Raw genomic sequence first — 26,244 nt, 5'->3', positions numbered from 1 at the left:
GGCGGTCGCGGGCGAGGGTGCGGCGAAAGGATGGGCGATCGTCGTACCCGTGTCTGGTCAGGGAGGCCGCCGGATGGAGCTCGTCGTCACCGAGGAACAGCGGGAGCTGCGCGACGCGCTGCGGCGGTTCTTCGCCGACCGGTCGCCGTCCGCCGAGGTGCGGCGGCTGATGGAGACGGCCGAGGGCCACGACCCGAAGATGTGGGCGCAGATGGCCGAGCAGCTCGGGCTGCAGGGCCTGGCGATCCCGGAGGAGCACGGCGGCGCGGGCTTCGGCGTGCGGGAGCTGGCGGTGGTGTTCGAGGAGATGGGGCGGGCGGTCGTGTGCGCGCCGTTCCTCGCGACGATCACCGCGGCGGCGGCGCTGCGGGCCGGGGACGGCGGGCACGACCTGCTGCCCGGCATCGCCGACGGTTCGACCATCGCCACGCTCGCGATCGCGGAGGACGGCGGGAGCTGGGACCTCGACGCCGTGAAGGCGCGGTTCGAGGACGGTGTCCTGCACGGGACCAAGAGCTTCGTGGTCGACGGCTGCGTCGCCGGGCTCCTGCTCGTGGCGGCGCGGGACGAGGGCGGTGCCGGCCTCTACGCGGTGGACGCCGGCGCGGAGGGCATGACCAGGACGTCCATGCCGACGCTCGACCAGACGCGCAAGCTCGCCCGGATCGTGTTCGACGGGACCCCGGCGCGGAAGGTCGGCGGCGCGGACGCGATCCGGCACGCGCTGGACGTCGCGGCGGTGGCGCTGGCGGCCGAGCAGCTCGGCGGCGCGCAGCGGACCCTGGACATGACGGTCGAGTACGCGAAGGTGCGGCACCAGTTCGGCCGGCCGATCGGGTCGTTCCAGGCGATCAAGCACCGGTGCGCGGACATGTTCGTGCTGGTGGAGTCGGCGCGGTCGGCGGTGCTGAACGCGGCGGCCGCCGCCGACGAGAGCCCGGAGGAGCTGCCGCGCGCGGCGGCGCTGGCGAAGGCGTACTGCTCGGAGGCGTTCTTCCACACCGCGGGCGAGGCGATCCAGCTGCACGGCGGGATCGGGTTCACCTGGGAGCACGACGCGCACCTGTACTTCAAGCGGGCGCAGTCGTCGCGGCAGCTGTTCGGGTCGCCGGACGCGCACCGCGAGCGGCTCGCCGCGCTCGCCGGCATCACGGGTGCAGCCTGAGCCCCTTGAGGGCCTTGTCCACGCCGTTCTTCGGCCCGTGGACGGCGAACCCGACGAGCGGCATGTCCTCGGCGGTGACGGCGCGGACGGTGGCGCGGTTGGCCTCGTCGTGGCCGGTCTTGAACATGTCCTCGATGTAGACGGCGATGTCCATCCCGCGGGCGAGGGCGCGCGCGTGGGCGGCCTTGATGGCCGTCGCGTCGGCCTCGTAGACGAGGACGGGCTGGCGGAACATCGCGAGGTAGGTGTTGCCGGAGGCGTCCTCGTAGGGGTCGCCGATGACGCCGGGCACTCCCCCGGCCACCGCGCTCGCCAGGAACGCGGTGACGTTGAGCCGCTGCCACGCGGCCAGGTCGTCGCGGACCACGATGCCGATCTTGGTGTCGAAGCGCATGCCGTCCAGGCTGGCGGGACGGGCGCGCGGCCGTCTTGAACGCTCGTGCGCCGGGCCGGTCCGGAGGCGGGCCAGAATGAAGGCGTGGACTGGAGCAGGTACTGGCGGTCGCCGGACCGCCCGCTGGAGGCGATGCACGCGCATTTCGAGCGGCACGCCTACCACCGGCACAGCCATGAGACGTACTCGTTCGGCGTGACGGAGGACGGCTACCAGGCGTTCAAGTGCCGGGGCGGCGCCCATACGAGCGCCGCCGGGATGGTCATCGCGTTCAACCCGGACGACCCGCACGACGGCCGTCCGGCGGACGCGCTCGGCTTCACCTACCGCATCGTGCACATCGGCCCGGAGCTGGTGGCGGGGGTGCTGGCCGACATCGGGGGGCGTCCGGCGGGGCTCCCGCTGTTCGACGCGCCGGTGGTCGGCGATCCCGTCCTCGCCGGGAACCTGCGGGCCCTGCACGCCGCGCTGCTCGGCGGGGCGCCCGCGCTGCGCCGCGACGAGCTGCTCACGGCGGCGGTCGGCGCGATGGTGAACCGCGCGGCGTCCGGGCGGCTGCGCGTCGGGCCGTCGTCCGGTGCCGCCGCGCGCGCCCGGCGCCGCCTGGAGGAGCGCTACCTGGACGACGTCGGGGCGGACGAGCTGGCCGAGGCGGCGGGGTGCAGCAGGTTCGCGCTGTACCGGGCGTTCCGGCGGGCGTACGGGATGGCGCCGAGCGACTACCAGCGGCAGCTGCGGCTGCGGGCGGCGCGCGTCCGGCTGGCGCGCGGCGAGCCGATCGGTGAGGTCGCGGCGGCGACGGGGTTCGCCGACCAGAGCCATCTGACGCGCTGGTTCGTGCGCTGCTACGCGATGACGCCTGGGAGATTTCGTGGTGCGTGCGGCGGTTGAGGAACAATGTCGCCCATGATGCGGGCGAGTGGAGCGATGTTCGGGCTGGCGTACGGGGACGCGCTGGGCGCCCCCACCGAGTTCCTCACCATGAAGCAGATCGAGCGGCGCTTCGGTGAGATGGGCCCGGCGGAGCCGGAGGGCGATCCCGCGCTCGTCACCGACGACACGCAGATGGCGATCGCGGTGGGCCTCGCCCTCCTGGACGCCCTGGCGAACCCGCCCTTCACTCCCGACCTGGTCGCGCCGATGTGGCGGCGGCGGTTCGTCGACTGGCTGAACAGCCCCGACAACAACCGCGCTCCCGGCAACACGTGCCTGCGGGCCTGCCGGGGCCTGGCGGCCGGACGGCCGTGGGTGGAGGCGACCGTCGCGGGCTCCAAGGGCTGCGGCGCGAACATGCGGGTGGCGCCGGTCGGGCTCGCGCCGGGCCTGACGGACGAGACGCGCGCCGGGGCGTCGCAGTTGCAGGCGGCGATGACGCACGGGCATCCGACCGGCCTGGCGGCGAGCGAGCTGACCGCGTTCGCCGTCCGGTGGCTGGCCGGCGGCATGGCGCCCGCCGACCTGCCCGCCGCGCTGCGCGACCGCTGCCACGAGCAGCGGGCCGTCTACCACGAGCGGTGGCTCGGCACGCTGTGGCAGCGGCCCGGCATGGACTCCCCCGGGACGTTCATCGCGCGCGGCTGGGACGAGTGCCTGGACGTCCTCGACCGGCTCGACGAGGCCCTCGCGCGGGGCGACCGCGCGTCCGACCCGTGCGAGATCACCGGCGCGGGCTGGTGCGCGGAGGAGGCCCTCGCCACCGGGCTGCTGTGCTTCCTGCTGTTCCCGGACGAGCCCGTCGCGGCGATCCGGCGCGGCGCGGCGAGCTCCGGCGACTCCGACTCGATCGCGTGCCTGGCGGGCGCGTTCGCGGGCGCACACCTCGGCATGGACGCCTGGCCGGGCGAGTGGGCCGGGCGCATCGAGTACGCGGACCAGCTGACCAGGCTCGGGAGCGCCTGGGACTAGCGGAGCCCGGCCGGGACCAGCACCCGGGCGGCGAGCGCGCGGATCTCTCCGGACGAGCCCCTTGACCTCGCCGCACCCGAAAGCTAATCTCATTAGCCATAGGGCTACACCGAACAAACCGGAGCGCGCCATGAGCGACCAGACGCAGTACCTCGACCTTCCCGGCGGACGCCTCGCCTACGACGACGAGGGCGACGGTCCGCTCATCGTGTGCCTGCCGTCGATGCTCGACCTGCGGTCCCAGTTCCGGTTCCTCAGGCCGCGGCTGCTGGAGGCCGGCTACCGGGTCGTCACCGTCGACCAGCGCGGGATGGGCGAGAGCAGCGCGGACTGGCCCGAGTACGGCAGCACGCCGCTGGCGCACGACCTGATGGCGCTGCTGCGGCACCTGGACGCCGGACCGGCCCTGGTCTACGGCTGCTCGAACGGCGCCGCGGCGGCCGTCTACGCCGCCGCCGAGGCGCCCGAGCTGGTCAAGGGCCTGGTCCTGGCGGCGCCGTTCGTCCGGAACGCGCAGGGCGGCCTGGTCATGAAGCTGACGATGTCGCTCTTCCGGATCCCCGGGCTGGCGCTGCCGCTGTACATGTCGTACTACCCGAAGTGGGAGCCGAAGCGCCCCGCGGACTTCGACGAGCACGCGGCGCTGCTGAAGGCGAACTTCAAGGAGCCGGGACGCGGCAAGGTCATCGCGTCGTACATGGGCATGTCGCACGACGAGGCCGAGGCGCGGCTGGACAAGGTCACCGCCCCCGTCCTGGTCATCATGGGCACCGCCGACGTCGACTGGCCCGACCCGGCCGCCGAGGCGCGGTGGGTCGCCGGACGGCTGAACGGCGAGGTGGTCATGCTGGACGGCGCGGGCCACCACCCGCACGTGGAGTTCCCCGCCGAGATCACCGAGGCCGTCCGGGCCTTCGACGCGGGGCTCTAGGCGGACGCGGCCGTCCAGCCCGTCCAGGCGTCGATGGTGATCGCGATGACCGGGCCCTCGGGCGGGCGGTCCCGGTACTGGGCGTAGCGGGCGGCCAGGAGCCGGACGGGCTCGGCGCGGCGCGCGTCGTCCTCCACCACGGCGGCGTGGCCGTCGACGCGGACCCACCAGAGCCGGTCCCAGTCGTCCTCGTAGTGGTCGGCGAGCAGCGCGACGCGCGGGTTGGCGCGGACGTTGGCCAGCCGCCGCAGGTCGCGCGTGCTCTTCGGCTTGTGGTCGACGGCGGTGTAGACCGACCCGCGGTGCACGGCGAACGTGACGGGGACCAGGTGCGGGCGGCCGTCCTCCCCGACGGTCGCGAGCCGCGCGACGGGCGCGCTCGCGAGCAGCCGGCGCGCGCCGTCCGGTGAGAGCTTGGGCACGGGGTGCAGCCTGTCACGGCGCGGCCCCGGTTCCCAGGCTCCCCCGCGCGGGCGAGGCGGATCGCTCCCCGGCGGGAGGCCCGCCCCGGCTCCGCCCGGAAGGCTCGGACGCATGGGAACGATCTTCAGACGGTGGCCGGCGTGGGCCGGGTACGCGGCCGGCGCGTGGGCGGCGGGCGCGGCGGCACTGGCCCTCTACTGGGCCGCCGGTGGGACGGCCGGCTACCCGCTGCGGGACGTGCGGGACGCGGCCGCGGCGGCCTGGCCGATCGGGGCGGTCCTGCTGGTCGGCGGGATCATGGCGGTGTCGAGCGTCCGGGACGTCGGGCGGCTCATGCCGCGCGCGTGGCCCCTCGCGGGGCTCTGGGCGGCCTGCGCGGTGGCGGGCGCCGGCACGTTCGGGATCGTCATGAGCGCGCTCCAGTTGCTGTTCACCGGGACGGTGGACGACTGGCCGGTGTTCGGCGTCGAGGTGTCCTGCACGGTCGGCGCGGCCCTGCTCGCGGGGGCGGCCGTGGCGTTCCGGCGCCGGACCGAGGGGACGTGCGCGCGCTGCGGGCTCGTGCACGCCGCGACGGGCGTCGCGAAGGTGGCGGCGCCGGTGACGGACGCGCCGCGCGGCGTCCGGCGGGCGGCGTGGGCGGGCGTGCTCGCGTTCGTCCCGTACATGGCAATGAAGACGATTTGGGCGTTCGGCGGGACGTTCGCAGGGATCCCGGGTGACGAGGTCGTCGCGGAGTTCCGCCGCAACGGCGCGTCGGGGCTGATCCTGACGCTGGAGCGGTACGGGCTGGACTTCACGACGCTGTCCGCGCTCGCCGGGATCTTCCTGCTGCTCGGGCTGACGCACCGGTGGGGGCAGGTGTTCCCGCGCTGGGCGCCGCCGCTCACCGGGCGCCGGGTGCCGCGCTGGCTCCCGCTCGTCCCGGCGTGGCTCGGTGCGGCGACGCTCGGCCCGTACGGGGTCGTGGGGACGCTCGCCTACCTGCTGCCGATCGCCGCCGGCGTCCGCGACCTCCCGCACGACGGGCTCATGAGCGGCTGGTCCGGGTGGACGGTCGCCGCGTGCGGGATCGGCGCGTTCGGCGTCTACGGGATCGCGCTCGGCGCCGCCGCGCTGTCGTACCAGCGCCGCACCCGGCCCCGCTGCGCCGCCGCCCTTCCGGGAGACGCCGTCCGGGCCGCCGCGCCGGAGGTCAGTCCTTGAAGTCGGGCGGGCGGTTCTGCTTGCGCGCCGCGATGGCCTCGTCGAAGTTCTGCGTGGTGAGCCGGACGTACAGCTGGCCGAGGCCCTCCTGCCCCATGTGCGCGTCGAGGCTCGACGCGTCCAGCCCGGACCACAGCGACCGCTTGGTCAGCTCGACGCCGGGGCGGCTGAACCCGGCGATCCGCTCGGCGAGGTCGTAGCAGGCGTCGAGCAGCTTGTCGCCCGGGACGGTGCGGGAGACCAGGCCGATCCGCTCGGCCTCGGCGGCGTCCACGTCCCGGCCCGACAGCATGATCTCGAACGCGCGGGACGCGCCGATCGCGCGCGGCAGCAGGTAGCTGAGGCCGAGCTCGCTCGCGGTGAGCCCGTTGTTGATGCCGGCGGCGCGGAACAGCGCGGTCTCGGACGCCAGCCGGATGTCGGCGGCGAGGCTCAGGCACATCCCGCCGCCGATCGCCGGGCCGTTGATCGCCGCGATCACCGGCTGGTGGACGCGGCGCATCGCGCGGACGACGTCGTCCAGCAGCTCCATGGAGCGCAGCGCGATCGTCGACAGCGTCAGCCCGTCGATGCCGGGGGGCGCGCCGGCCGACTCCAGGTCGGCGCCGGAGCAGAAGCCGCGCCCGGCGCCGGTGATGACGACGGCGCGGGTGTCGTTGTCGCGGCTCACCTCCTCGAGCGCCTCGCGGAAGGGCACCATGACGTCGAACGCCATCGCGTTCATCCGCTCGGGCCGGTTGAGGGTGATGAGCGTGACGTGCGGGCGCGGCTTGTCGATCAGGACGAACGGCAACGGGACCTCCTGGTTGGCCTAGCAAGCGCTAGGTTACACAGGCGGGAACTCCGGCGGCGTGAGGCCCCGCTCGACCACCTTCGCCAGCTGCTCGTCCGTCAGGATCCGCGGCTCGCCGATCATCTTGGCCCGCACGTACACCCCGCACAGCCACTCCAGCAGCCGCGCGTTCTCGAACGCCTCGTCCAGGTCGCGGCCGATCGTGACGCCGCCGTGGTTGGCCATCAGCGCGGCGCGCTTGCCGCCCTCCATCGCGGCCCGCACGTTCTCGGCCAGCTCCGGCGTCCCGTAGGTGGCGTACTCGGCGACCTTCACCACGCCGCCCAGCAGCAGCGTGTTGTAGTGGATCGGCGGCAGCTCGGCCATCGTCGTCGCGACGACGGCGCCGTACGTCGAGTGCGTGTGGACGATCGCCGCCGCGGGCGTCTCCGCGTACAGCGCGAGATGCATCGGCGTCTCCGACGACGGCGCCCGGTCGCCCTCGACGAGCCGGGCGTCGAGGTTCACGATCGGGCAGTCCTCCGGCCGCATCCGGTCGAGCATCATTCCGCCGGGCGTCACCGCCACCAGGTCCCCCGACCGTACGCTGACGTTGCCCGACGCGCCGGTCACCAGGCCCGTCTCGGCCAGCCTGCGGCCCACCGCGCACAGCGCGCGCCGCTCGTCCTCCAGCAACATGCGAATCCCTCTCACGTTCTAGGCCCTGCCCGTCGTACGCTACGGCCCTGACGATCACGAGGGAGAACCCGGCATGGCAACTGTGGTCACGGTCGGAGCGCACATCCTGGACGTGCTGGCCCGGCCCGTCGAGGGCATCCCGGGCGGCCAGGACACCGTGGTCGTCGACCAGATCAGGGTGACCGCCGCCGGCGCCGCCGCCGGGACCGCGGTCGCGCTCGCCCGGCTCGGCAACCGGGTCGTCTCGGTCGGCGCGATCGGCGACGACGACCTCGGCGACCTGCTCGTCACGATCATGAACCGGAACGGGGTGGACGTCACCGGGCTCGTCCGCCGCACCGCCGAGCAGACCAGCGCGTCGATCCTGCCGATCCGCCCGGACGGCGGCCGGCCGAGCTTCCACGTCCCCGGCGCGAACCTCACCCTCACCGCGCACGCGGTCGAGCCCGGCCTGCTCGCCGCCGCGAACGCCGTCCACCTCGGCGGCCCCGACGTCACGTTCGGGCTGAACGACCCGGAGTTCTTCGCCGCCCTCGACGCGGCCCGCGCGTCCGGCACCGTCGTCACCATGGACCTGCTGTCCAACATGCCCGACCTGGTCCGGGGCGCCGCCGCGTTCCTCCCGCACGTCGACCACTTCCTGCCCAACGAGGAGCAGGCCGCGGCGATGACCGGCGAGGACGACCCGGAGAAGGCCGCGCGCGCCCTGCTCGCCGAGGGCCCCGCCACGGTGGTCGTCACGCTCGGCGCGGAGGGCAGCCTCGTCGCCACCGCCGGCGGCGTGCACCGGCTGCCCGCCCTGCCCGTCGAGGTCGTCGACACCACCGGCTGCGGCGACGCCTACTGCGCCGGGTTCATCACCGGCCTCGGCCGAGGCGAGGACGTCCTGGAGTCCGCCCGCCTGGGCACCGCCGCCGCCGCGACCGTCGCCCAGGGCCTCGGCTCCGACGCCGGCCTCACCGACCTCGACTCGATCCTCGCGCTGCTCTGATTGCATTGCCCTCGGCGGTCGGGCGCTGGACGCCCTCCCTTCAACGGGCAATGCGTGCGATCGCTGCATCGCTCCGGCTCGCCCAGGGGCTCGCTGCGCGATCGAGTTCTCGCAGGCTCGAACTCGGCTTCGCTCGCGATCGCAGCGCTTGCGGTGGGTGCGTGGCCGGTGCGCGGGCTGAGGCGTTCATCGGAAGGCTCAGCGGGCGTCCTGCCAGTAGGGGTCGCGGAGGAGGCGCTTGTAGAGCTTGCCGGTGGGGGTGCGCGGCATCGCGTCGACGAAGTCGACCGAGCGCGGCGCCTTGTAGCCGGCGAGGGACGCGCGGACGTGCCCGATCAGCTCGTCCGCGAGCGCGGCGGACGGCTCCACGCCGTCGGCGAGCTCGACGGCGGCCTTCACCTGCTCGCCGAACTCCTCGTCCGGGACGCCGAACACCGCCACGTCCCGGACGGCGGGATGGGTGATCAGCACGCCCTCGATCTCGGCCGGGTAGATGTTCACCCCGCCACTGATGATCATGTCGATGACCCGGTCGGCGAGGAACAGGTAGCCGTCCTCGTCGAGGTGGCCGGCGTCGCCGGTGGTGAACAGCCCGTCGGAGCGGTGCACCGAGCGGGTCTTCTCCTCGTCGCCCCAGTACTCCACGTCGTCGCCGCTGGCGTAGCGGAACCAGATCTGGCCGCGCTCCCCCGGCGCGGCGGGCTCGCCGTCCTCGCGCAGGACGTGCACCTCGGTGGTGGGCAGCGGGCGGCCGACGCTCCCGGGCCGCTCCAGCCACTCCGACGCGGTGATCACGCTGTTCACCGACGCCTCCGTGGACCCGTAGTACTCGTGCACGATCGGGCCGAACCAGTCGATCATCGCGCGCTTGACGTCCGGGGAGCACGGCGCGGCGCCGTGCCACACCGCCTTCAGGGAGGAGCCGTCGAACGCCTTGCGGGTCGCCTCGTCCAGCCGCAGCAGCCGGACGAACTGGGTCGGCACGAGGTGGACGTTCGTGATCGCGTGCTCGTCGATGAGCCGCAGCGTCTCGGCGGCGTCGAAGCCGCGGCGCATCACCACCGACCGCCCGCCGAGCAGGAACACGTGCGACCACAGCCACTGCGCCGAGTGGTAGACGGGCCCGACGAGCAGGGTGCGGCCGTGCTCGGGGATCTGCAGGACGCCCGCCATCAGGTCGCCGAGCAGCCGCGCGTTCTCGATCGGGCCGCCCGCGTCGGTGAGCTTGCGGGTGACGCCCTTCGGACGGCCGGTGGTGCCGGAGGTGTAGAACATCGGCAGCCCCGTGGACGGGTCCGCGATCTCCTCCTCGGCGCCCGTCGCGAGGAACTCCTCGTACGGGGTGAAGCCGTCGACCGGCTCGCCGAACGCGACGCGCGCGGTGAGGCCGAGGCCGGCGGACGCCTCGCGCGCGACGCCGCCGAAGGCGTCCTCGGTGAACAGCACGCGGGCCCCGGCGTCCTGGAGGACGTAGCGCAGCTCGTCGGCCGTCCAGTGCCAGTTGACCAGGACGTAGCGCAGGCCGATGTGCCCGGCGGCGCACATGGCCTCGAAGAACTCGCGGCGGTTGCCGGAGTGGATCGCGATCACGTCGCCGGTGGCCAGCCCCAGGCCGCGCAGCGCGTTCGCCAGCCGGTCGGTCCTGGCGTCGAGCTCGCGCCAGGTGGTGGTGCCGCGCTCGTCGGTCAGCGCGGGCTCGTCCGGACGGGCGTCGGCGTGCGGGCGGAGCAGTTCGGCCATCGGTCGCCTCCTGGAACGGGACAAATCCTAGAATTCGACTCTAGAACTTTCCGCGCCGCGATGGCCAGAGCCGGGTCACGACGTCCGGACGAGATCGGTGGCCAGCACCGCCTCCGCCGCGTTCACCAGCTGCTCCAGCCGCAGCACCTCCGTCCGGTGGAACGGCGGCGCGCCCTTGCGCGCGACGACCAGCGCGGCCCGCCCCTCCGACAGCGGGCAGACCGCGTACTCGGTGCCGTCCGCCCCGGCGAAGGCGCGCGGGCGCAGCGGCGGCAGCACCGGCAGCTCGGCGCCGGTCAGCCCGCCGACGCTGGCGTGCACCAGCACCGCCGCGTCCTGCTCCCCCAGCTCGGCGATCCCCGCCCAGTCGGCGCTGAGGATGCCGGGCACGGCGTCGGCCAGCGTCGCCGCGCCGCGCTCGGGCACCGCCGCGACCTGCCCGATCACGGCGGCGTCCGGGTGGGCGCCCTGCGGCTCGACGGTCGGCCAGATGCCGACGATCTCCACCCCGTTCACCGAGCCGAGCCCGTCGCGCAGCCGCTCGACGCCCGCTCCCGCGGGCCACGTGACGGTGAAGTCGTCCAGGGCCCGCCCGTTGTCGCGCTCCAGCACCGCCATCTGCGCCACGTCGGCGCCCGCGGCGCCCAGCGTGCGCGCCACCTGGCCCAGCGAGCCCGGACGGTCGGGCAGCCGGACGCGGATCCGCAGCAACATCGCCACCTCCTTCTTCCATGTCCCCTCAGCTTCCGGGAGACCCGTTTCCCACGTGTTACCCATTCGTGTCGACGCGAAGAAGTCGGTGCTGGAACGGCGGGGAGGCGTCAAACTAGAGTCCAATGAAGGTCAACAGCAGACCTATCGCCTCTGCCGCCTCATCATTAAGGTGACTGCACGTGTCGAGCGACGGGGATCGCACAGTCAACGACGGGGCCGACTCCGGCATGGACGGCGCCGCGCCGGGGGCGGACGGCGCCTCCGCGCCCGCCGGGACGGCGCCCGGGGCCGTGTCCGGGGCGGCGTCCGGGGCCGTGTCCGAGGCGGTGTCCGCCGAGGTCGCGGGGGACGGCCGCGCCGCGTTCGAGGCCGAGGTCAGGGACGCCCTCGCGGCGCTGACCGCGCGGCTGGACCGCGAGCACGAGCGCGCCGCGCACCGGGAGGCGGTCATCGACCGGCTGCACGAGGAGAACCAGCGGCTGCGGCGCGGGGAGCTGCAGGCGATGCTGGAGCCCGTCCGGACCGCGCTGTACCGGCTGCACGACCAGGCCCGCCGCGAGGCCGACCGGCTGGCGGGGCCGGGCGCCGCGGAGCCGCCCGACCCGGTCCGCACCGCCGGGCTGCTCGGCGCCGTCGCCGACGACGTCGCCGACGCGCTCGCCCGGCTCGGCGTCGAGCGGTTCGGCGTGACGCCCGGCGAGCCGTACGACGCGTCCCGGCACCGGCCCGTCGCCGTCACCCCGGTCACCGACCCGGGCCGCGACGGCCTGGTGACCGGCGTGCAGGCGGACGGCTTCGAGCAGGGCGGCAAGGTGCTGCGCAAGGCGGCGGTCAGCGTCGGCCGCCTCGACCCGGCCGCGAACGGCACCGCGAACGGCACCGCCAACGGCACGGCGAACGGCACCGCGAACGGCACTGTGGACCGCGCCGGGGACCGCGCCGAGCCCGCCGCGAGGGCCGGGTCGGGCCGCCACCGCGCGGCCGGCCGCGGCGAGACGACGAACAACCGACTCGGCACCGATGGGTGAGAGGGACATGGCTGTCTACGGGATCGACCTGGGAACCACGTACTCCTGCATTGCCTCCATCGACGACGTGGGGCGGCCGGCGGTCCTGCGGAACCTGGAGGGCACCGACACCACGCCGTCGGTGGTGTACTTCGAGAGCGGCGAGAACGTCGTCGTCGGCGCCACCGCGAAGGACACCGCGGTGCTGGAGCCCGACAACGTCGTCAGCCTGATCAAGCGCGACATGGGCCGCGACGTCACCCGCCCCATCCACGGGATCGACTTCACCCCCGAGGAGCTGTCGGCGTTCATCCTGCTGAAGCTCGCGACGGACGCGCGGACGACGACGGGCGAGGAGACCCGCGACGTCGTCATCACCGTTCCGGCGTACTTCGGCGCGGCGGAGCGGGACGCGACCCGCAAGGCGGGCCGGATCGCGGGGCTGAACGTCATCGACATCGTGTCGGAGCCGATCGCCGCCGCGATCACCTACGGGGTGCTGAACCCCGACGCCGACCGCACGATCCTGGTCTACGACCTCGGCGGCGGCACGTTCGACACGACCGTCATCGCGCTGCGCGACGGGCACATCGAGGTGATCTGCACCGACGGCGACCACGAGCTCGGCGGCGCCGACTGGGACGCGCGGCTGGTGGAGTACCTGGCGGAGCGGTTCCGCGCCGAGCACCCCGACGCGGGCGACCCGCTCGACGACAAGCAGACCGAGCAGCAGCTGCGCCGCGACGCCGAGGACGCCAAGAAGGCGCTCACGACCCGCACCGCGCACACCGTCCGGGTGATGCACGCCGGGCGGGTCGCGGCGATCGAGGTGACGCGGGAGAAGCTGGAGGAGCTGACCAAGGACCTCCTCGACCGCACCGTGGAGATCACCGGGCGGACGCTGTCGACGGCCGCCGAGAAGGGCGTGCACGACTACGACGACCTGGTGCTGGTCGGGGGGTCGACGAAGATGCCGGTGGTCGCGGCGCGGCTGGAGACCGAGCTGGGGCTGTCGCCGCGGCTGCAGGACCCGGACCTCGCCGTCGCCAAGGGCGCCGCGCTGTACGCGTTCGAGGAGACGTACCGGCGGCTGATGCGGGAGGGCGCCGCCGAGCGCGCCGAGGAGATGGCGAGCCGGGCGGGGCTGTCGGCCGAGCAGCAGAAGCAGATCGCCGGGCGGCAGATCCGCACGGTCGCCTCGCACGCGTTCGGGATCGTCGTGGTCGACCGCGACTCCGGCGCCGAGCACGTCGCGCACCTCGTGCACGCCAACGACGAGCTGCCCGCCGCCCGCACCGAGGACTTCTTCACCGTCTACGACGACCAGACCTCCGCCGACGTCCGGGTGATGGAGCAGGCGGGCAGCGTCGAGTCCGCCGAGCTGATCGACAACACCGAGATCGCGACCGGGGAGATCCGCGTCCCGCCGGGCAAGAAGGCGGGCTGGCCGATCGGCGTGACGTTCGCGCTCGACGCGTCCGGGCTGCTGAACGTGACGGCGGTGGAGAAGGAGTCCGGCGAGCGGCTGGAGCTGAAGGTGGACGTCGGGGGGATGTCCGAGGAGGAGGTCGAGCGCTCCCGCAAGGCCCTCTCCCGGGTCCAGGTGAGCTGAGGGCCGGCGCGCCGCGGTGACGTTCGACGAGGAGTACCGGCGGGAGGTGCTGGAGCCGGCGCGGGCCGCGGGCGACCAGCCGCCCGAGGACCTGCGCGTCCGGTACGCGCTGGCCGACCCGCTGTCCGGGCCGGGCGTCGAGGCGCGGGTGAAGCAGGTGCGGCAGTGCTGGCGGCGGGCGCGCGGCCAGCTGAAGTACCGCAAGCTGATCGACCGGCTGGAGGCCGAGCACCGGGAGCTGGCGCCGCTGTTCGCCGCCGCCGGGCGCGGCGACCTGCGGGCGCTGCAGGAGCGCCTCGCGGGCGGCCGGGAGCGCGGCGAGCGGCGCCGCGCGCAGGCCCGCGCGGGCCTGGCGGACGCGGCCGGGTTCCTGCGCATGGTGACGCCCGCCGAGGTCGAGGCGATCGCCCGGACGGGCGGGGTCGCGCGCGCCGAGCTGGAGGCGCTCGCCGCCGGCGAGGGCATCGCCGTCCGCGAGCCGGACCCGCTGCCGTCCGCCGCGCCGTACGCGGCGTACCGGAAGGTGCGCGAGTCGCTGGGCGTGCTGGGCAAGCGGCACCTGGCCGACTTCCTGTTCGGGGCGCGGATCGCGGGCCCGATCCGGGTGCTGGACGGGTTCGCCGCGCCCGCGGCGCCCGGCGCGCCGGGCGCGTCGGCGCTGCGCGGCGGGACGCTGCGGCTCGACGCGGACGCGGTCGCCGCCGCCGGCGACGAGTGGGCGCGCCGCAGCCGCGACACCAGCACCACGCACGCCGGGACCGTCCTCGCGGCGCTGCGGTCCGGCGCCGACCTGGCCGAGCTCGTCCGGTACGACATCGTGGACCGGCTGCGGGAGCGGTTCCGGCAGCGGGCGTCCGAGCGGGCGCTGCTGCGGCACGCCACCGAGGACCTCGGCGTGCACGCCGAGGACGCGCGGCGGCTGGTGTTCGCGGTCGTCCGCGAGACGGGGCCGGGCGGCGGCCTCGCCGGGCGGCTGCGGTCGCTGCTGGACGCGGGCGAGGTGTACGCGGCGGCGGAGCTGGCGGACGCGTCCGGCGTCGCGGCCGCCGCGGAGGGCGAGCCGTCCGAGGAGGAGGTGCTCGCCGCCGAGGCGCGGCACCGCCTCGACACGGCGCTGCGGCTGCGCGAGACCGCCGCCGCCGACCCCGACCCGGACCGGGCGTGGCGGCTGCTCGCCGACGCGCTGCGGCTCGTCCGCGACCTGCCCGGCGCCCGCGACCACCAGCGCCGGCTGCCGCCTCGGCCCGTTCCGGCGCTGCGCGCGGACGTCGACACGGGCGAGGCCGGTGCCGTCGTGCGGCTGTCCTGGGCGGCGTCCCCGTCGACCGGCGGCGAGATCGGCTACCGGCTCGTGCGGCGGGCCGGGCGCCCTCCGCGCGGCGCGGGCGACGGCGAGGCGATCACCGGGGAGCGCGACGAGCGGCCCCCGGTGAACGTCCCGCTGTACTACGGCGCCGTCGCGGTGCGCGGCGACGCCGCCGCGCCGCCCGCCGTCGCGGGCCCGGTCGTCGTGCGGCCGGAGCCCGGCGAGGTCGAGCTGCTGTCCGGGGACGGGCAGGTCACCGGCCGGTGGCGGTGCCCGGCGGAGGCGGCGCGGGTCGTCGTCGTCCGCGACGGGACGCCGGTCGAGGCGGGCCGCGACGGGTTCCGCGAGCGGGTGCCGAACGGCCGCACCCACCACTACCTGATCAGCGCCGTCTACCTGGACGCGGCGGGCCGGGAGGTCGCCACGCCGGGCGTGCGGGCGTCGGTGACGCCGAGCGCGCCGCCCGTCCCGGTGTACGAACTGTCCGCCGAGCCCGACCCGGCCGACCCGGGCCTGCTGCGGGTGCGGTTCGCGCCGCCCGCGCACGGGACGGCGGAGCTGGTGCTGTCGGCGGGGCCGCCGCCGTGGCCGCGCAGCGCGCTCGTCCCGGTGGAGGAGGTGCGGCGGGAGACGCGGCGGCTCGCGGGCACGCCGACGGCGGGCGGGCTCGCGGTGCGGCCCGGCGCGGGCGGCTGGCTGCTCGCCGTGACCGTCGCGGAGGGAACCGCCGCGATCGGCGCGTACCACCGGTACGTGAACCTGCCGCCGCCGCGCCGGCTCGTCGCCGAGCGGCGCGGCGACCACGTGCACGTCGGGTTCGACTGGCCGCCGGACGTCACGGAGGTCGACCTCGTGTATCGCATCGGGGCGCACCGGATCGGCCGCGACCCGCGCCGCCCGTCCGACCCGGACGCGGAACGGCACGCGACGGTCACCCGCGCCGCGTACGACACGCAGGGCGGCGTCCGGCTGCCCGTCCCCGAGGACGAGCCCGTCGAGGTGGCCGTCGCGGCGGCCGGCACCGTCGGCGGGACGCGGGTGACCGGCCCGCCGGTGACCGCCGAGGTCGCGGCGCGCACCGTCGTCCGCTACGACCTGGAGCGGTCGGGGCCGCCGTGGCGGCGGTCGCTGACGCTGCGGCTCACCTGCGCGCGGCCGCTGCGGGTGGCGCGGCTGTCGCTGGTGCTGCGGCGCGGCCGGGTGATGCCGCACCGGGCGGGCGACGGCGAGACGCTCGGCACGTGGGAGCAGGTGCCGGTGCCGGGCGAGCTGTCGGTGGCCGTCCCGGACGCGTCCGCGCCGTACTGGCTGCGCTGCTTCGCCGATGATGATGTCATCGAACTCACCGATCCCCCGATCCGCCGACTCCAGGTCCCGTGATGACCAGACCCCTCGCCCGGCTGCCGGGCGCGCCCGCGCGGCTCTTCCCCCGGCAGGGCGTCACCTGCCCGTACTGCTTCGCGTCCGTCGCGCCGCAGCGGATCCTGTTCCGCTGCCGCGGGCAGGCGGGGCGGCGGCAGGGCTGCGCGCCCGTCCTCGACGAGAAGCTGGCCGCCTACACGGGATCGACGGCGGGCGCGTCGCTTCCGCCGGTGTTCGCCGCGCCGGGACGCAAGGGCCGCGCCGACTGCCCCGAGTGCGGCGTCCCGACCGGGAACCGGGCGTGCCCGGAGTGCCACAACCCGCTGCCGTCGGCGTACTGCGACTCCCCCGGCCGGATCGTCGCGCTGGTCGGCGCGAAGAACGCCGGCAAGAGCACCTACATCGCGGTGCTGCTGCACGAGCTGATGAACCGCGTCGGCACGGAGCTGGACGCCTCGCTCGTCGCATGCGACGACCGCACCATCGAGCGCTACAAGCGGGACTTCGCGCGGCCGCTGCTGGAGGAGCGGCGGCTGCTGCCGACGACCGCGAGCGCCGCCACCGGCCCGCGCGAACCCCTCGTCTACCTGCTGACCCGGACGCGGCGCGGACGCTGGTCGCGCGCGCGCAACGACTCCCTCGCGCTGGTGCTGTTCGACACCGCGGGCGAGGACCTGCGCAGCCGCGAGGTCACCGACCTGCACCTGCGCTACCTGGAGGCGGCGGACGCGATCATCTTCCTGGTCGACCCGCTGGAGCTGCCGGGCGCGCGGGCGGGGGTCTCCGACACCGTCCCGGAGCCGCGCGGGCCCGGCGACGACCCCGACAGCGAGCCGCTGAACATCATCGCGCGGGTCACCGACGCGCTGCGGCAGCGGCACGGCACCCGCCCCGGCGAACCGCTGCCGGTGCCGGTCGCGGTCGCCCTCACCAAGATCGACGCGCTGCGCCCGGACCTGCTGCGGCAGTCTGCGCTGCGCCGGTCCAGGGCCGGGACGGGCGTGCTCGACCTCGACGACCGCGAGGCGGTGAACGAGCAGGTCCGGGCGCTGCTGCACGAGTGGCAGGCCGGGCAGCTCGACACCTACCTCGGGCAGCAGTACGCCGAGCACGCGCTGTTCGGGCTGTCGGCGCTCGGCGGCGTCCCCGAGGACGGCCGGGTCGGCGCGGGCGGCGTCCGCCCGCACCGCGCCGAGGACCCGCTGCTGTGGCTGCTGTACCGGTTCGGGATGCTCGACGGCGTCCGCCCCGGAGGTCCGTGACGGTGGCGTGGCAGCTGCACTACACCTCCGCGCGGCGCGGGCCCACCGGCCGGGCCGGGTTCCAGTTCGTCGCCGAGACGCCTGGCCTGCCCGACGGGGTCCGGGCGGCGGTCACGCCGTACATGTCGTACCGTCCGCCGCCGGACGCGCCGCTGTCCCCCGACGACGCCGAGCTGGACGGGTTCCCCGTCTCGCTGCTGTACGACCGGGTGGACGGGCGCCCGCTGCTGCTGCGCTGCCGCTACCTGGGCCGCGACTACTCCGGCCGGTACGGCAACTTCTTCGCGCACGCGGTGGTCGCCGACGACGACGAGCTGGAGGGGCTGCGTCCCGCCGAGCTGTGGCACGCGCCGCTGTGGACGCCGCTGCCCGGCGACGGCGACCTCGGCGTCCTGGACGACCTCGCGCCGGGCGCCGCGCTCGACCCCGAGTCACTCGCGGCGTGGCTCGCCGCCGGGTCCGGGCCGCCGGACGCGTACGGCACCCTCGCGCGGCTGGTCGACGCGGTCGCCGGGGTCCTCGGCCGGGGCCACGGCCGGATCGTGCTGGTCGCCGCCGACGTCGAGCTGATCGCCCGCTGGATCGCGGTGGTGTCGTACTCGCTGCCGGTCGCGGCGGCGGCGCGGCTGTCGTTCACCACCTACACCGCCGACCCCGACGGCGCCGCGCAGCGCCTCGTCGGCACCACCCCGGACGTGTGGAACGCGGTGCGGCACCACGCGTCCCACGCGCTGGCCGTCGACCTGCGCGCCGGCCTCGGCGGCGGCGGGACGTCCCGCTTCGCGCGGACCGTCGCGGCGTGCTGGCGCGACGCCGACTTCCCCGCCCTCGACGCGCTCGGCGAGCTCGCGCTCCTGGACGGCGCGGCGCCGTCCGACCCGGCGGCGCTGGACGGCGCCGCGACGCTGCTGGCGCTGTGCCGGCGCGACGGCCCGGTGACGGCGGCCGAGGAGGGCGCGGCGGCGGCGCTGCTGTCGCGGCCCGGCGCTGACGTCCCCGACTGGGTGTGGCGCGACCTGGCGCCGGGCGTCGCGTCCATGGGCCTGGAACTGGCCCTCGCCGTCCACGAGCGCGCGCTCGCGGCGGGCGCGACCGGCGTCGCGCGGGACTGCGCGGCGCGGATCGCGGTGCTGGCCCTGTCCGACCCGGCCGCGCGGGACCGGATGCCCGAGCTGCCGGAACGCGCCGACGAGCTGGAGCCGCGCGTGGCGCAGGCCCTCGCGGACGCGCCCGACCTGGCCGAGGTCGCGGCCGTCGCGGCGGTCGCCGCGCGCGCCGGCACCCGTCTCGACCTGGAAGGACTCGCGGCGGCCGCGGCGCGGCGGGCGCGCCTCGGCGCCGCCGACCTGCCCGCCGCGTTCCGGGCCTGCCCGGCGTCCGCGCGCGGCGCGCTCCTCGACGGCGCCGTCACCGGCCTCGCCGAAGCGGCGGACCGCGACCGCGCCGCCGCGCTGACGGCGGGCACGTGCGACCTGCTCTACGAGCACGCCGCCGAGCGCCTGCGCGCCGTCCCCGCGGTCGCCGTGCCGGTCCTCGCCTCGGTCGGCCGCCGCGACCTGCCGCGCCGCATCGCGATCACCGCGGACCTCCTCCGCCTGACCTGCGGGGACGCCGCGCGTGACGCGGCGCTCGCCGAGGTGTGGGCCGCGCCGCCGTCCGCGACCGAGTGCGTCGACCTGCTCGACGCGTTCGGCAAGGAGCTGGCGGACCACCCGGTGCTGGCCGTCCTGCCGTCGCGGACGTTCGAGCGCCTCGGCTGCGACGCGCTCGCCGACGCGCCGACCCTGCGGCTCGCGGCGCGCGTGCTCGCGGTGCTGCCGGACGGGCGGGCCGCCGCCGACGCGGCCGCCGTTCGCGCCTACGCCGACGCGATCACCGCCTCCCGGCCCGACGACGCGGGGCGCGCGATGGACGCGCTGGCGGGCGCCCGCGGAGCGTCTGCGCGGCTCACCGGAGAGGCGTTCGAGTCGGCCGCGCGGCGGCTGTGCCGCCGCCCGCCCGCGTTCCGCGCGGCGCTGCTCGCCGCGGTGCCCGCGCGGGTCCGGGCCCGGATCGCCGGGCGCTGGACGGCCGAGCTGCCCGCCCGCGCCCGCGCCGGCCGCGCCCAGCTGCGCGGCGCCGACGTCGAGCGCCGCAACGACCTGATCGAGATCGTGCTGCGGCTGCGGGCGCGCGGGGTCGCCGAACCGGACCTGGAGGCCTGGGCGCGCGGCGCCGCGGGCCGGTGGCTCGCCGCCCGGCAGCTCGACGCGCGCCTGGCCGACCGGCCGGAGCTGCGCGCCGCGCTGAGGGACCTCCTCGCCGGGGACGAGGGGAGGTGAGCCCGTGCAGATCCTGATCGTGCTCTTTCTGGCCGCCGTGTGGGCCGGCGCGATGTGGCTCGGGTTCTGGTACGTGTTCCCCGTGCTGTTCCCCGCGACGCTGATCGTCGCGGGCGCCGCCGCGCTCGGCGTCTACTACCTGAACGCCTGCCGCACCCTCGCCCCGTCCGCCCTCGACGGCCCGTCCCCGGTCGCCTCGCCGGACGTCGCGTACCGCAACTACCTGCTCGCCCAGGTGTGGCGGGACTGGTGGACGATCAGCCGGACCGTCGTCCCGCAGGTGTACCGGATCGCGTCCGGGATCGTCGTGCGGCTCACCCGGACGCTGCTCGGCGGGCTTTGGGGGTTCTTCGCGTTCCCGATCTGGCTGGCGCTGTGCGCGGGGATCGTGGCGGCGGCCGTCCCGGCGGCGGCGTTCGTGCTGGCGCTGACGGTCCTGTACGGGGTCGTCGCGGCGGCAGGGCTGGCGGCGTGGCTGGCGTGCGTGCTGGTCCTCGCGGCCGTCGAACGGATCTTCATGGCGTACGGGCGGATCCTGCAGACCTGCCCGCACCCGTTCTGCTACGAGCGGATCGGGCTGCCCGAGTACGAGTGCCCGGGATGCGGCGCCCGGCACAAGCGCCTGTCGCCCGGGGCGGCCGGGGCGTTCCGGCACGTGTGCCGGTGCGGCGCGCGGCTGCCCACGACCGTCCCGCTGGGCCGGTTCCGGCTCGCCGCGTACTGCCCGCACTGCGGCGGGCGGCTGCCCGAGCGCATCGGACGCGTCCGCGTCGAGCCGCTGCCGTTCGTCGGCGGGCCCGCCGCCGGGAAGACCACGTTCATGTTCCTCGGCATCCGGGCACTGCACGCGCGCGCCCGGTCCGTCCAGGGACGGCTGGCGTTCGTCGAGCAGCGGCACGCGCAGGCGTACGCGGGCGCGATCCGCGAGTTCCGGCGCGGCGGGCGGCCCGCCAAGACCGGCCCGGAACTGCCGCTCGCCACCATGGTCGACGTCGACCTGCCCGGCCGCGCCCGCCGCATCCTGTACCTGTTCGACCCGGCGGGCGAGCACTACACCGGCGCCACCGAGGTCGAGTCGCTGCGCTACCTGGACCACGGCGAGGCGCTGCTGTTCGTCGTCGACCCGTTCGCGCTCCCCCAGGTCCGCCGCGCCCTCACCCGGGACGAGCGGGACCTCGTCGACCACGCCGCCGCGTCGTCGGAGGAGGACCCCGCCGACACCCTGCAGCGGGTCCTGAACGACCTGCGCTCCCGCCCCGACCAGGGCCGGCAGAAACGCGTCGCCGTCATCGTCACCAAGGCCGACCTGCTCGTCCGCACCGAGATCGGCCGCTGCCTCGGCCACGACGGCGACGTCCGGGCCTGGCTCGGCGGCGTCGGGCTCGGCAACACCGTCCGCACCCTCGACCAGGTCGCCGGGCAGGTCCGCTACTTCGCCTCCGGCCTGGCCACCGAGCCCGCCGACGTCGCCGACCTGCTCGGCTGGGCGTCCGGCCTCGCGCCCGCCGGCCCGTCCGGCGGCGACCATCCCCTCACCGCCGGCGACGCGCAGGAGGTCCCCGGCACCGCGCCGCTGCGCGCCCCGTGGCCGGTCCGCGGCCGCGGCTCGGCCCGCGTCCCCGCCGGCTACCAGGCCGGACGCTGGGCCGTGCTGTGCGGGCTGTCGGTGCTCACCGTCGCGGCCGTCACCGGCGCCGTGGTGGCCGCCGCCGAGCGGTTCCCGTTCTGAACCGGCGGCGCCCGCCCGGGTGTGACGCATCGCACTCCCTGACGTGGCAGATAACGTACCGTCATCCGGTTACACCTTCTCGGAGCCGGAGACCCCGCGGCTCCCCCAGCCGAACGAGAGGTGAAGCCATGACGACGATCGCGCCCGAGGGGCTGCTCGCCATCGACGCGTCCGCGCAGGACCTGCTGTTCCGCGAGGCCCGCACCGCCAACACCTTCAGCGCCGAACCCGTCACCGACGAGCAGCTGCGCGCGATCTACGACCTCGTCAAGTGGGCGCCGACCGCGATGAACGCCCAGCCGCTGCGCCTCGTCGCCGTCCGCACCCCCGAGGCGCGCGAGCGGCTCCTGCCGCTGATGGCCGAGGGCAATCGCGCCAAGACCGCGTCCGCGCCGCTCACCCTCATCGTCGCCGCCGACGAGGACTTCCACGAGCACCTCCCGGTCACCTTCCCGCACAAGGAGGGCGCCCGCGAGGCCCTGCACGACAGCCCCGGCCGCCCCGCCATGGCGCGCTTCAACGCCTCCATCCAGCTCGGCTACCTCATCCTCGGCATCCGCGCCGCCGGCCTCGCCGCGGGCCCGATGGCCGGCTTCGACGCCGCCGCCGTCGAGAAGGAGTTCCTCGGCGGCAACCAGCGCGCCATCGCCGTCGTCAACGCCGGCAAGCCCGGCCCGGACGCCTGGTTCCCCCGCAACCCCCGCCTCGACTTCGAGCAGGCGGTGAAGGTTGTCTGACCCCGGAGCCCGGGCGGCCGCGCCCGCGCGCGCGGCCGCCCGGCCCGACCGGCGGATCGTGCTGATCGGGGTGCTGGGGGCGCTGACCGCGATGGCGCCCCTGTCGATCGACATGTACCTGCCGGCGCTGCCGAAGGTCGCCTCGGACCTGTCGACCGGGGCGGTGCAGGCGCAGCTCACCCTGACCGCGTGCGTGGTCGGCCTCGCCGTCGGCCAGGCCGTCGCGGGCCCGCTGAGCGACGCGCTCGGACGCCGCAGACCGCTGCTCATCGGGCTGGCCGCGTACGCCGTCGCGTCGCTGCTGTGCGTCGCGGCGCCGAACGTGGAGACGCTGATCGCGCTGCGCGTCGTGCAGGGCGCGGCCGGCGCGGCGGGGATCGTGATCGCCCGCGCCGTCGTCCGCGACCTGTACGACGGGGTCGCGGCGGCGAAGTTCTTCTCGACGCTGATGCTGGTCAACGGGCTGGCGCCGATCCTCGCGCCGGTCATCGGCGGGCAGCTGCTGCGGGTCATGCCGTGGCCCGGCGTGTTCGGCGTGCTCACCGGCATCGGCGTCGCCCTGCTGCTGGCGACGCTCGCCGGGCTCGGCGAGACGCTGCCGCCGGAGCGGCGCGAGACCGGCGGCCTGCGCGCGACCGTCCGGACGTTCGGGACGCTGGCGCGCGACCGGTCGTTCGTCGGCCCCGCCCTCGCGCTCGCGCTGGCGTTCGCCGCGATGTTCACCTACATCTCCGGCTCCCCGTTCGTGCTGCAGGACATCTACCACCTGTCGCCGCAGGCGTTCAGCGTCGCGTTCGGCGTGAACTCGCTCGGCATCGTCGCGGCGGGCCAGCTCAGCGGGTGGCTCGCCGGACGCGTCGCGCTGGCCCGGCTGATGGCCGCCGGGCTCGCGACCGTCGCGGCGGGCGGGCTGCTGCTGCTCGCCGCCGTGCTGGCCGGGGGCGGGCTCCCCGCGGTGCTGCCGGCGCTGTTCCTCGTCGCGTCCGGGCAGGGGCTGATCATGCCGAACGCGACGGCGCTCGCGCTGGCGGACCGCCCGCCGCGGGTCACCGGGAGCGCGTCGGCGCTGCTCGGGCTGTCGCAGTTCGCGCTCGGCGGGGCCGCCGGGCCGCTCGCCGGGATCGCCGGACCGCGCACCGCCGTGCCCATGGCGGTGACGATCGCGGTGCTCTCGCTGCTCGCCGCCGCCGTCGCCACCGTCGCACCGAAGAGGGTTGCGTCAGCGAACTGACCGTGCGTACGGTCGGGACGTGATCGTTCGCATCGGCATGGCCCCCGCGTCCGGCGCCCTCGGACCCGACTCCCTCACCGCCCTCGCCCTCGGCCTCGAACGCGAGGGCTTCGACTCCCTGTGGGTCTCCGAGCGGGCGTCCGGGCGGACCCTCGACCCCGTCGTCGTGCTCACGCACGCGGCGGCGCTGACGTCCAGGATCAAGCTCGGCACCGCCGTGATGACGGTGCCGGGCCGCTCCCCCGCCCTGCTCGCCAAGGAGCTCGCCTCGCTGGACGTGCTGTCGCGCGGCCGGCTCCTGCCCGCCTTCGGGCTCGGCCAGCGGCTGCCCGCCGAGCAGCAGGCCTTCGGCGTCCGCCGGGAGGAGCGCGCCGAGATCTTCGAGGAGGCGCTGCCGCTGCTGCGCCGCTTCTGGGCCGGCGGCGCCGTCGTCCACGACGGGCCGCGCTTCCGTTACGACGGCCTGCGGATCGAGCCGCGCCCCGTCAAGGGCTTCTTCGACGTGTGGATGGGCGGGACGTCGGACGCGGAGCTGCGCCGCACCGGGCGGCTGTCGGACGGCTGGCTCGCCGCGTTCACCACGCCCGCGGAGGCCGAGCGCGGCCGGATCGCGGTCCAGGACGCCGCCGCTGCCGCCGGACGCGAGATCGAGGAGGAGCACTTCGGCGCCGTCGTCCCGTACCGGCGCGGCCCCCTGCCGGAGGAGGCCGCGGCCCGGTTCGCGCGCGTCCGCCGGGTCAGCGGCCCCGCCGACCCCGCCGACGTCGTCCCCGACCTCGACGGCCTGGAGACGCACCTCAAGCGGCTGATCGAAGCGGGCCTGTCGAAGTTCGTCCTCGCCCCGCTCTCCCCGCCCGCCGACTGGGACACCGAACTCGCCGACCTCCGCGACGCAGCGCTTCCCCTCCAGACCCGCCGTTAGTCGAGCGCGGCGAGGATGAAGTCGGCTACCTCGGCGGCGAGTTCGGCGGCGGGCTTCGGGCCGTCGGTCCGGTACCAGCGCGGGAGCTGGTTCACCATGCCGAGCGCGACGATCGTGACGGTGTCGGCGGGCGTCGGGGTGGTGAACGAGCCGTCCCGCTTGCCCTGCTCCACCAGGCCGCGGAACGTGTTGTGGTAGCGGCGGCGGTCGGCGCGGACGGCGTGCATGCGCGCGTCGTCGAGCCGGTGCATCTCGCGGCCGAACACCTTCGCCTCGTCGATGTGCTCGGCGGTGCTGAGGATCAGCCCGGTCAGCACCCGGCGGACGGCCTCGCGCGGCGGCAGCCCCTCGGCGAGGACGGCGTCGAGGTCGGCGAGCTGCCGGGCGATGAGCGAGTGGTAGATCTCGTAGAGCAGGGCGTCCTTGGAGTCGAAGTAGTGGTAGAGGGCGCCCTTGGTGACCTCGGCGGCCTCGACGATGCCCTGCACGGACGTCCCGTCGAAGCCGCGCTCGGCGAACAGCCGCAGCGCGGCGTCCAGGATCCGCCGCTCGACGGGACTGCGGCGGACCGGCGCGGAATCCGCGCCGGCATCCGCGACCGCGTCCGCCGCGGCGTCCGTAGGCTGGGTCTCGGTCATCGGCGTTCCTCCCATTGACGCGCCCGCGTCCACGGACATAGCTTGCCAGAAACCGACCGGTCGGTATGCACCCGTCCCGCCTGGATCGAGGGAGACCCCTGATGCCCGCAGTCGAGACCGTCCGCGGACCCGTCGACGTCGCCGCCCTGGGCCGCACGTACATGCACGAGCACGTCTTCTGCCTCAGCACCGAGCACGTCGAGAACTACGGCGCCGGCGACTGGTGGGACGAGGAGGAGAAGGTCGCCGACGCGGTGGCCAAGCTGCGGGAGCTGCCCGCGCGCGGCATCACCACGATCGCGGACCCGACCGTGTGGGGGCTCGGCCGGTACATCCCGCGCGTGCAGCGGATCGCCGCGCAGGTCCCGGAGCTGAACATCATCGTGGCCACCGGCATCTACACCTACAACGACGTGCCGTTCCAGTTCCACCTGCGGGGGCCGGGCACGCCGCTGGACGGCCCCGAGCCGATGATCGACTACTTCGTCCGCGACCTGACGCAGGGCATCGCCGGCACCGGCGTGAAGGCCGCGTTCCTGAAGTGCGCGATGGACGCCCCGGGCCTCACCGCCGGCGTCGAGCGGGTGCTGCGGGCGGTGGCGGGCGCGCACCGGGAGACGGGCGCCCCGGTGACGGTGCACACCGAGAGCTCGATCCACGCGGGCCGGACGGTCGTGGAGATCCTCGGCAAGGAGGGCGTCGACCTCAGCAAGGTCGTCATCGGGCACGCCGGGGACAGCAACGACCTCGACTACCTGATGGAGCTGGCCGACACCGGCGCGATCCTCGGCATGGACCGGTTCGGCCTGGACGTGATCAACCCGACCGCCGACCGGGTCCGCACCGTCGCGGCGCTGTGCGAGCGCGGGTACGCCGACCGGATGGTGCTCAGCCACGACGCGAGCTGCTTCATCGACTGGTTCGGCCCCGACCCGGCGACCGTGCCGGCGTTCGCGCCGAACTGGAACTACCGGCACATCAGCGACGACGTGCTGCCCGCGCTGCGCGAGGCGGGCGTGCCGGACGGGCAGATCGACCAGATGCTCGTCGGGAACCCGCGCCGGTACTTCACGAGCTGAGAACGCCCCCCAGGACGGGGCCCCGGCCCGGCGGCCGAGCACGGGCGCCCGGGCGCCGCCGGGGGGGGGGGGGGCGCGCGACGCCGAGCCGGGGCGGG

At 75.6% G+C, this 26,244-nt stretch carries 23 protein-coding genes; 16 read left to right on the top strand and 7 right to left on the bottom strand.

The window, feature by feature from the left end:
* The first annotated feature begins 73 nt into the window (after window positions 1-73).
* Window positions 74-1,165, top strand: coding sequence for an acyl-CoA dehydrogenase family protein (locus AB0C78_RS32690; RefSeq protein ID WP_360755438.1), 1,092 nt, complete (start codon window positions 74-76; stop codon window positions 1,163-1,165).
* Here the strand turns inward: AB0C78_RS32690 and AB0C78_RS32685 are convergent.
* A complete protein-coding gene (locus AB0C78_RS32685; RefSeq protein WP_360755435.1) occupies window positions 1,149-1,559 on the bottom strand; it encodes a DUF2000 domain-containing protein in 411 nt (136 codons plus the stop codon). The genes AB0C78_RS32690 and AB0C78_RS32685 overlap by 17 nt on opposite strands.
* 84 nt (window positions 1,560-1,643) lie before the next feature.
* Between AB0C78_RS32685 and AB0C78_RS32680 the strand changes: the two genes are divergently transcribed.
* The 3 genes from AB0C78_RS32680 (at window position 1,644) to AB0C78_RS32670 (ending at window position 4,395) form a co-directional block, all read left to right on the top strand.
* Complete coding sequence (locus AB0C78_RS32680) at window positions 1,644-2,450, top strand: AraC family transcriptional regulator (protein WP_360755432.1); 807 nt, start codon at window positions 1,644-1,646, stop codon at window positions 2,448-2,450.
* Window positions 2,451-2,465: 15 nt separating this feature from the next.
* On the top strand, window positions 2,466-3,464 hold the full coding sequence (locus tag AB0C78_RS32675; RefSeq protein ID WP_360755429.1) for an ADP-ribosylglycohydrolase family protein: 999 nt from the start codon (window positions 2,466-2,468) through the stop codon (window positions 3,462-3,464).
* Between the two features lie 130 nt (window positions 3,465-3,594).
* Window positions 3,595-4,395: an alpha/beta hydrolase gene (locus tag AB0C78_RS32670; RefSeq protein WP_360755427.1), complete on the top strand. Its 801-nt coding sequence runs from the start codon at window positions 3,595-3,597 to the stop codon at window positions 4,393-4,395.
* Here the strand turns inward: AB0C78_RS32670 and AB0C78_RS32665 are convergent.
* Window positions 4,392-4,817, bottom strand: coding sequence for a TIGR03668 family PPOX class F420-dependent oxidoreductase (locus tag AB0C78_RS32665; RefSeq protein ID WP_360755424.1), 426 nt, complete (start codon window positions 4,815-4,817; stop codon window positions 4,392-4,394). The two genes, AB0C78_RS32670 and AB0C78_RS32665, sit on opposite strands and share 4 nt — an antisense overlap.
* A 112-nt stretch (window positions 4,818-4,929) precedes the next feature.
* Between AB0C78_RS32665 and AB0C78_RS32660 the strand changes: the two genes are divergently transcribed.
* On the top strand, window positions 4,930-6,024 hold the full coding sequence (locus tag AB0C78_RS32660; protein WP_360755421.1) for a hypothetical protein: 1,095 nt from the start codon (window positions 4,930-4,932) through the stop codon (window positions 6,022-6,024).
* Here AB0C78_RS32660 and AB0C78_RS32655 read toward each other — a convergent pair.
* Both AB0C78_RS32655 and AB0C78_RS32650 read right to left on the bottom strand, forming a co-directional pair.
* A complete protein-coding gene (locus AB0C78_RS32655; RefSeq protein ID WP_360755418.1) occupies window positions 6,014-6,817 on the bottom strand; it encodes an enoyl-CoA hydratase in 804 nt (267 codons plus the stop codon). The genes AB0C78_RS32660 and AB0C78_RS32655 overlap by 11 nt on opposite strands.
* A gap of 33 nt (window positions 6,818-6,850) precedes the next feature.
* Complete coding sequence (locus AB0C78_RS32650) at window positions 6,851-7,495, bottom strand: class II aldolase/adducin family protein (RefSeq protein ID WP_360755416.1); 645 nt, start codon at window positions 7,493-7,495, stop codon at window positions 6,851-6,853.
* A gap of 73 nt (window positions 7,496-7,568) precedes the next feature.
* Here AB0C78_RS32650 and AB0C78_RS32645 point away from each other — a divergent pair, with 73 nt between their 5' ends.
* Complete coding sequence (locus tag AB0C78_RS32645) at window positions 7,569-8,486, top strand: sugar kinase (protein WP_360755413.1); 918 nt, start codon at window positions 7,569-7,571, stop codon at window positions 8,484-8,486.
* A gap of 198 nt (window positions 8,487-8,684) precedes the next feature.
* Here AB0C78_RS32645 and AB0C78_RS32640 read toward each other — a convergent pair whose 3' ends face one another.
* Window positions 8,685-10,226, bottom strand: coding sequence for an AMP-binding protein (locus AB0C78_RS32640; RefSeq protein ID WP_360755410.1), 1,542 nt, complete (start codon window positions 10,224-10,226; stop codon window positions 8,685-8,687).
* 75 nt (window positions 10,227-10,301) lie between these two features.
* Window positions 10,302-10,940, bottom strand: coding sequence for an amino acid-binding protein (locus AB0C78_RS32635; RefSeq protein ID WP_151541586.1), 639 nt, complete (start codon window positions 10,938-10,940; stop codon window positions 10,302-10,304).
* Window positions 10,941-11,119: 179 nt separating this feature from the next.
* On the opposite strand from AB0C78_RS32635, the gene grpE reads away from it, so the two are divergent.
* The 9 genes from grpE (at window position 11,120) to AB0C78_RS32590 (ending at window position 24,429) form a co-directional block, all read left to right on the top strand.
* Window positions 11,120-11,968 (top strand): nucleotide exchange factor GrpE, encoded by an 849-nt coding sequence (gene grpE, locus AB0C78_RS32630; protein ID WP_360755407.1) that lies wholly within the window; start codon window positions 11,120-11,122, stop codon window positions 11,966-11,968.
* 7 nt (window positions 11,969-11,975) lie between these two features.
* The gene (locus AB0C78_RS32625) at window positions 11,976-13,559 is read left to right on the top strand and encodes an Hsp70 family protein (protein WP_360755405.1); all 1,584 of its coding nucleotides are present in this window, start codon (window positions 11,976-11,978) and stop codon (window positions 13,557-13,559) included.
* 16 nt (window positions 13,560-13,575) lie between these two features.
* Window positions 13,576-16,245, top strand: a complete 2,670-nt coding sequence (locus AB0C78_RS32620; RefSeq protein ID WP_360755403.1) for a hypothetical protein — start codon at window positions 13,576-13,578, stop codon at window positions 16,243-16,245.
* Window positions 16,245-17,489, top strand: a complete 1,245-nt coding sequence (locus tag AB0C78_RS32615; RefSeq protein ID WP_360755401.1) for a hypothetical protein — start codon at window positions 16,245-16,247, stop codon at window positions 17,487-17,489. Before AB0C78_RS32620 ends, AB0C78_RS32615 begins: the two co-directional genes overlap by 1 nt.
* Window positions 17,486-19,810: a hypothetical protein gene (locus AB0C78_RS32610; RefSeq protein WP_360755398.1), complete on the top strand. Its 2,325-nt coding sequence runs from the start codon at window positions 17,486-17,488 to the stop codon at window positions 19,808-19,810. Before AB0C78_RS32615 ends, AB0C78_RS32610 begins: the two co-directional genes overlap by 4 nt.
* A gap of 4 nt (window positions 19,811-19,814) precedes the next feature.
* The gene (locus AB0C78_RS32605; protein WP_360755396.1) at window positions 19,815-21,539 is read left to right on the top strand and encodes a hypothetical protein; all 1,725 of its coding nucleotides are present in this window, start codon (window positions 19,815-19,817) and stop codon (window positions 21,537-21,539) included.
* 128 nt (window positions 21,540-21,667) lie between these two features.
* Window positions 21,668-22,276 (top strand): malonic semialdehyde reductase, encoded by a 609-nt coding sequence (locus AB0C78_RS32600; protein WP_360755393.1) that lies wholly within the window; start codon window positions 21,668-21,670, stop codon window positions 22,274-22,276.
* Entirely contained in the window at window positions 22,269-23,507 is a 1,239-nt protein-coding gene (locus tag AB0C78_RS32595; protein WP_360755391.1) for a multidrug effflux MFS transporter, read from the top strand. Before AB0C78_RS32600 ends, AB0C78_RS32595 begins: the two co-directional genes overlap by 8 nt.
* A 19-nt stretch (window positions 23,508-23,526) precedes the next feature.
* Complete coding sequence (locus AB0C78_RS32590) at window positions 23,527-24,429, top strand: LLM class flavin-dependent oxidoreductase (protein WP_360755388.1); 903 nt, start codon at window positions 23,527-23,529, stop codon at window positions 24,427-24,429.
* Here the strand turns inward: AB0C78_RS32590 and AB0C78_RS32585 are convergent.
* Window positions 24,426-25,067, bottom strand: coding sequence for a TetR/AcrR family transcriptional regulator (locus tag AB0C78_RS32585; protein ID WP_360755385.1), 642 nt, complete (start codon window positions 25,065-25,067; stop codon window positions 24,426-24,428). The genes AB0C78_RS32590 and AB0C78_RS32585 overlap by 4 nt on opposite strands.
* Before the next feature lie 101 nt (window positions 25,068-25,168).
* On the opposite strand from AB0C78_RS32585, the gene AB0C78_RS32580 reads away from it, so the two are divergent.
* Window positions 25,169-26,146 (top strand): phosphotriesterase-related protein, encoded by a 978-nt coding sequence (locus tag AB0C78_RS32580; protein ID WP_360755383.1) that lies wholly within the window; start codon window positions 25,169-25,171, stop codon window positions 26,144-26,146.
* Window positions 26,147-26,244 lie beyond the last annotated feature (98 nt).

Origin of the sequence: Actinomadura sp. NPDC048394, from assembly GCF_040651755.1 — a bacterium.
In the GTDB taxonomy this organism is placed as follows: domain Bacteria; phylum Actinomycetota; class Actinomycetes; order Streptosporangiales; family Streptosporangiaceae; genus Spirillospora; species Spirillospora montaniterrae.
Note: the sequence above shows the minus strand (reverse complement) of the source record. Positions and strands in the feature narration are given on the sequence as shown.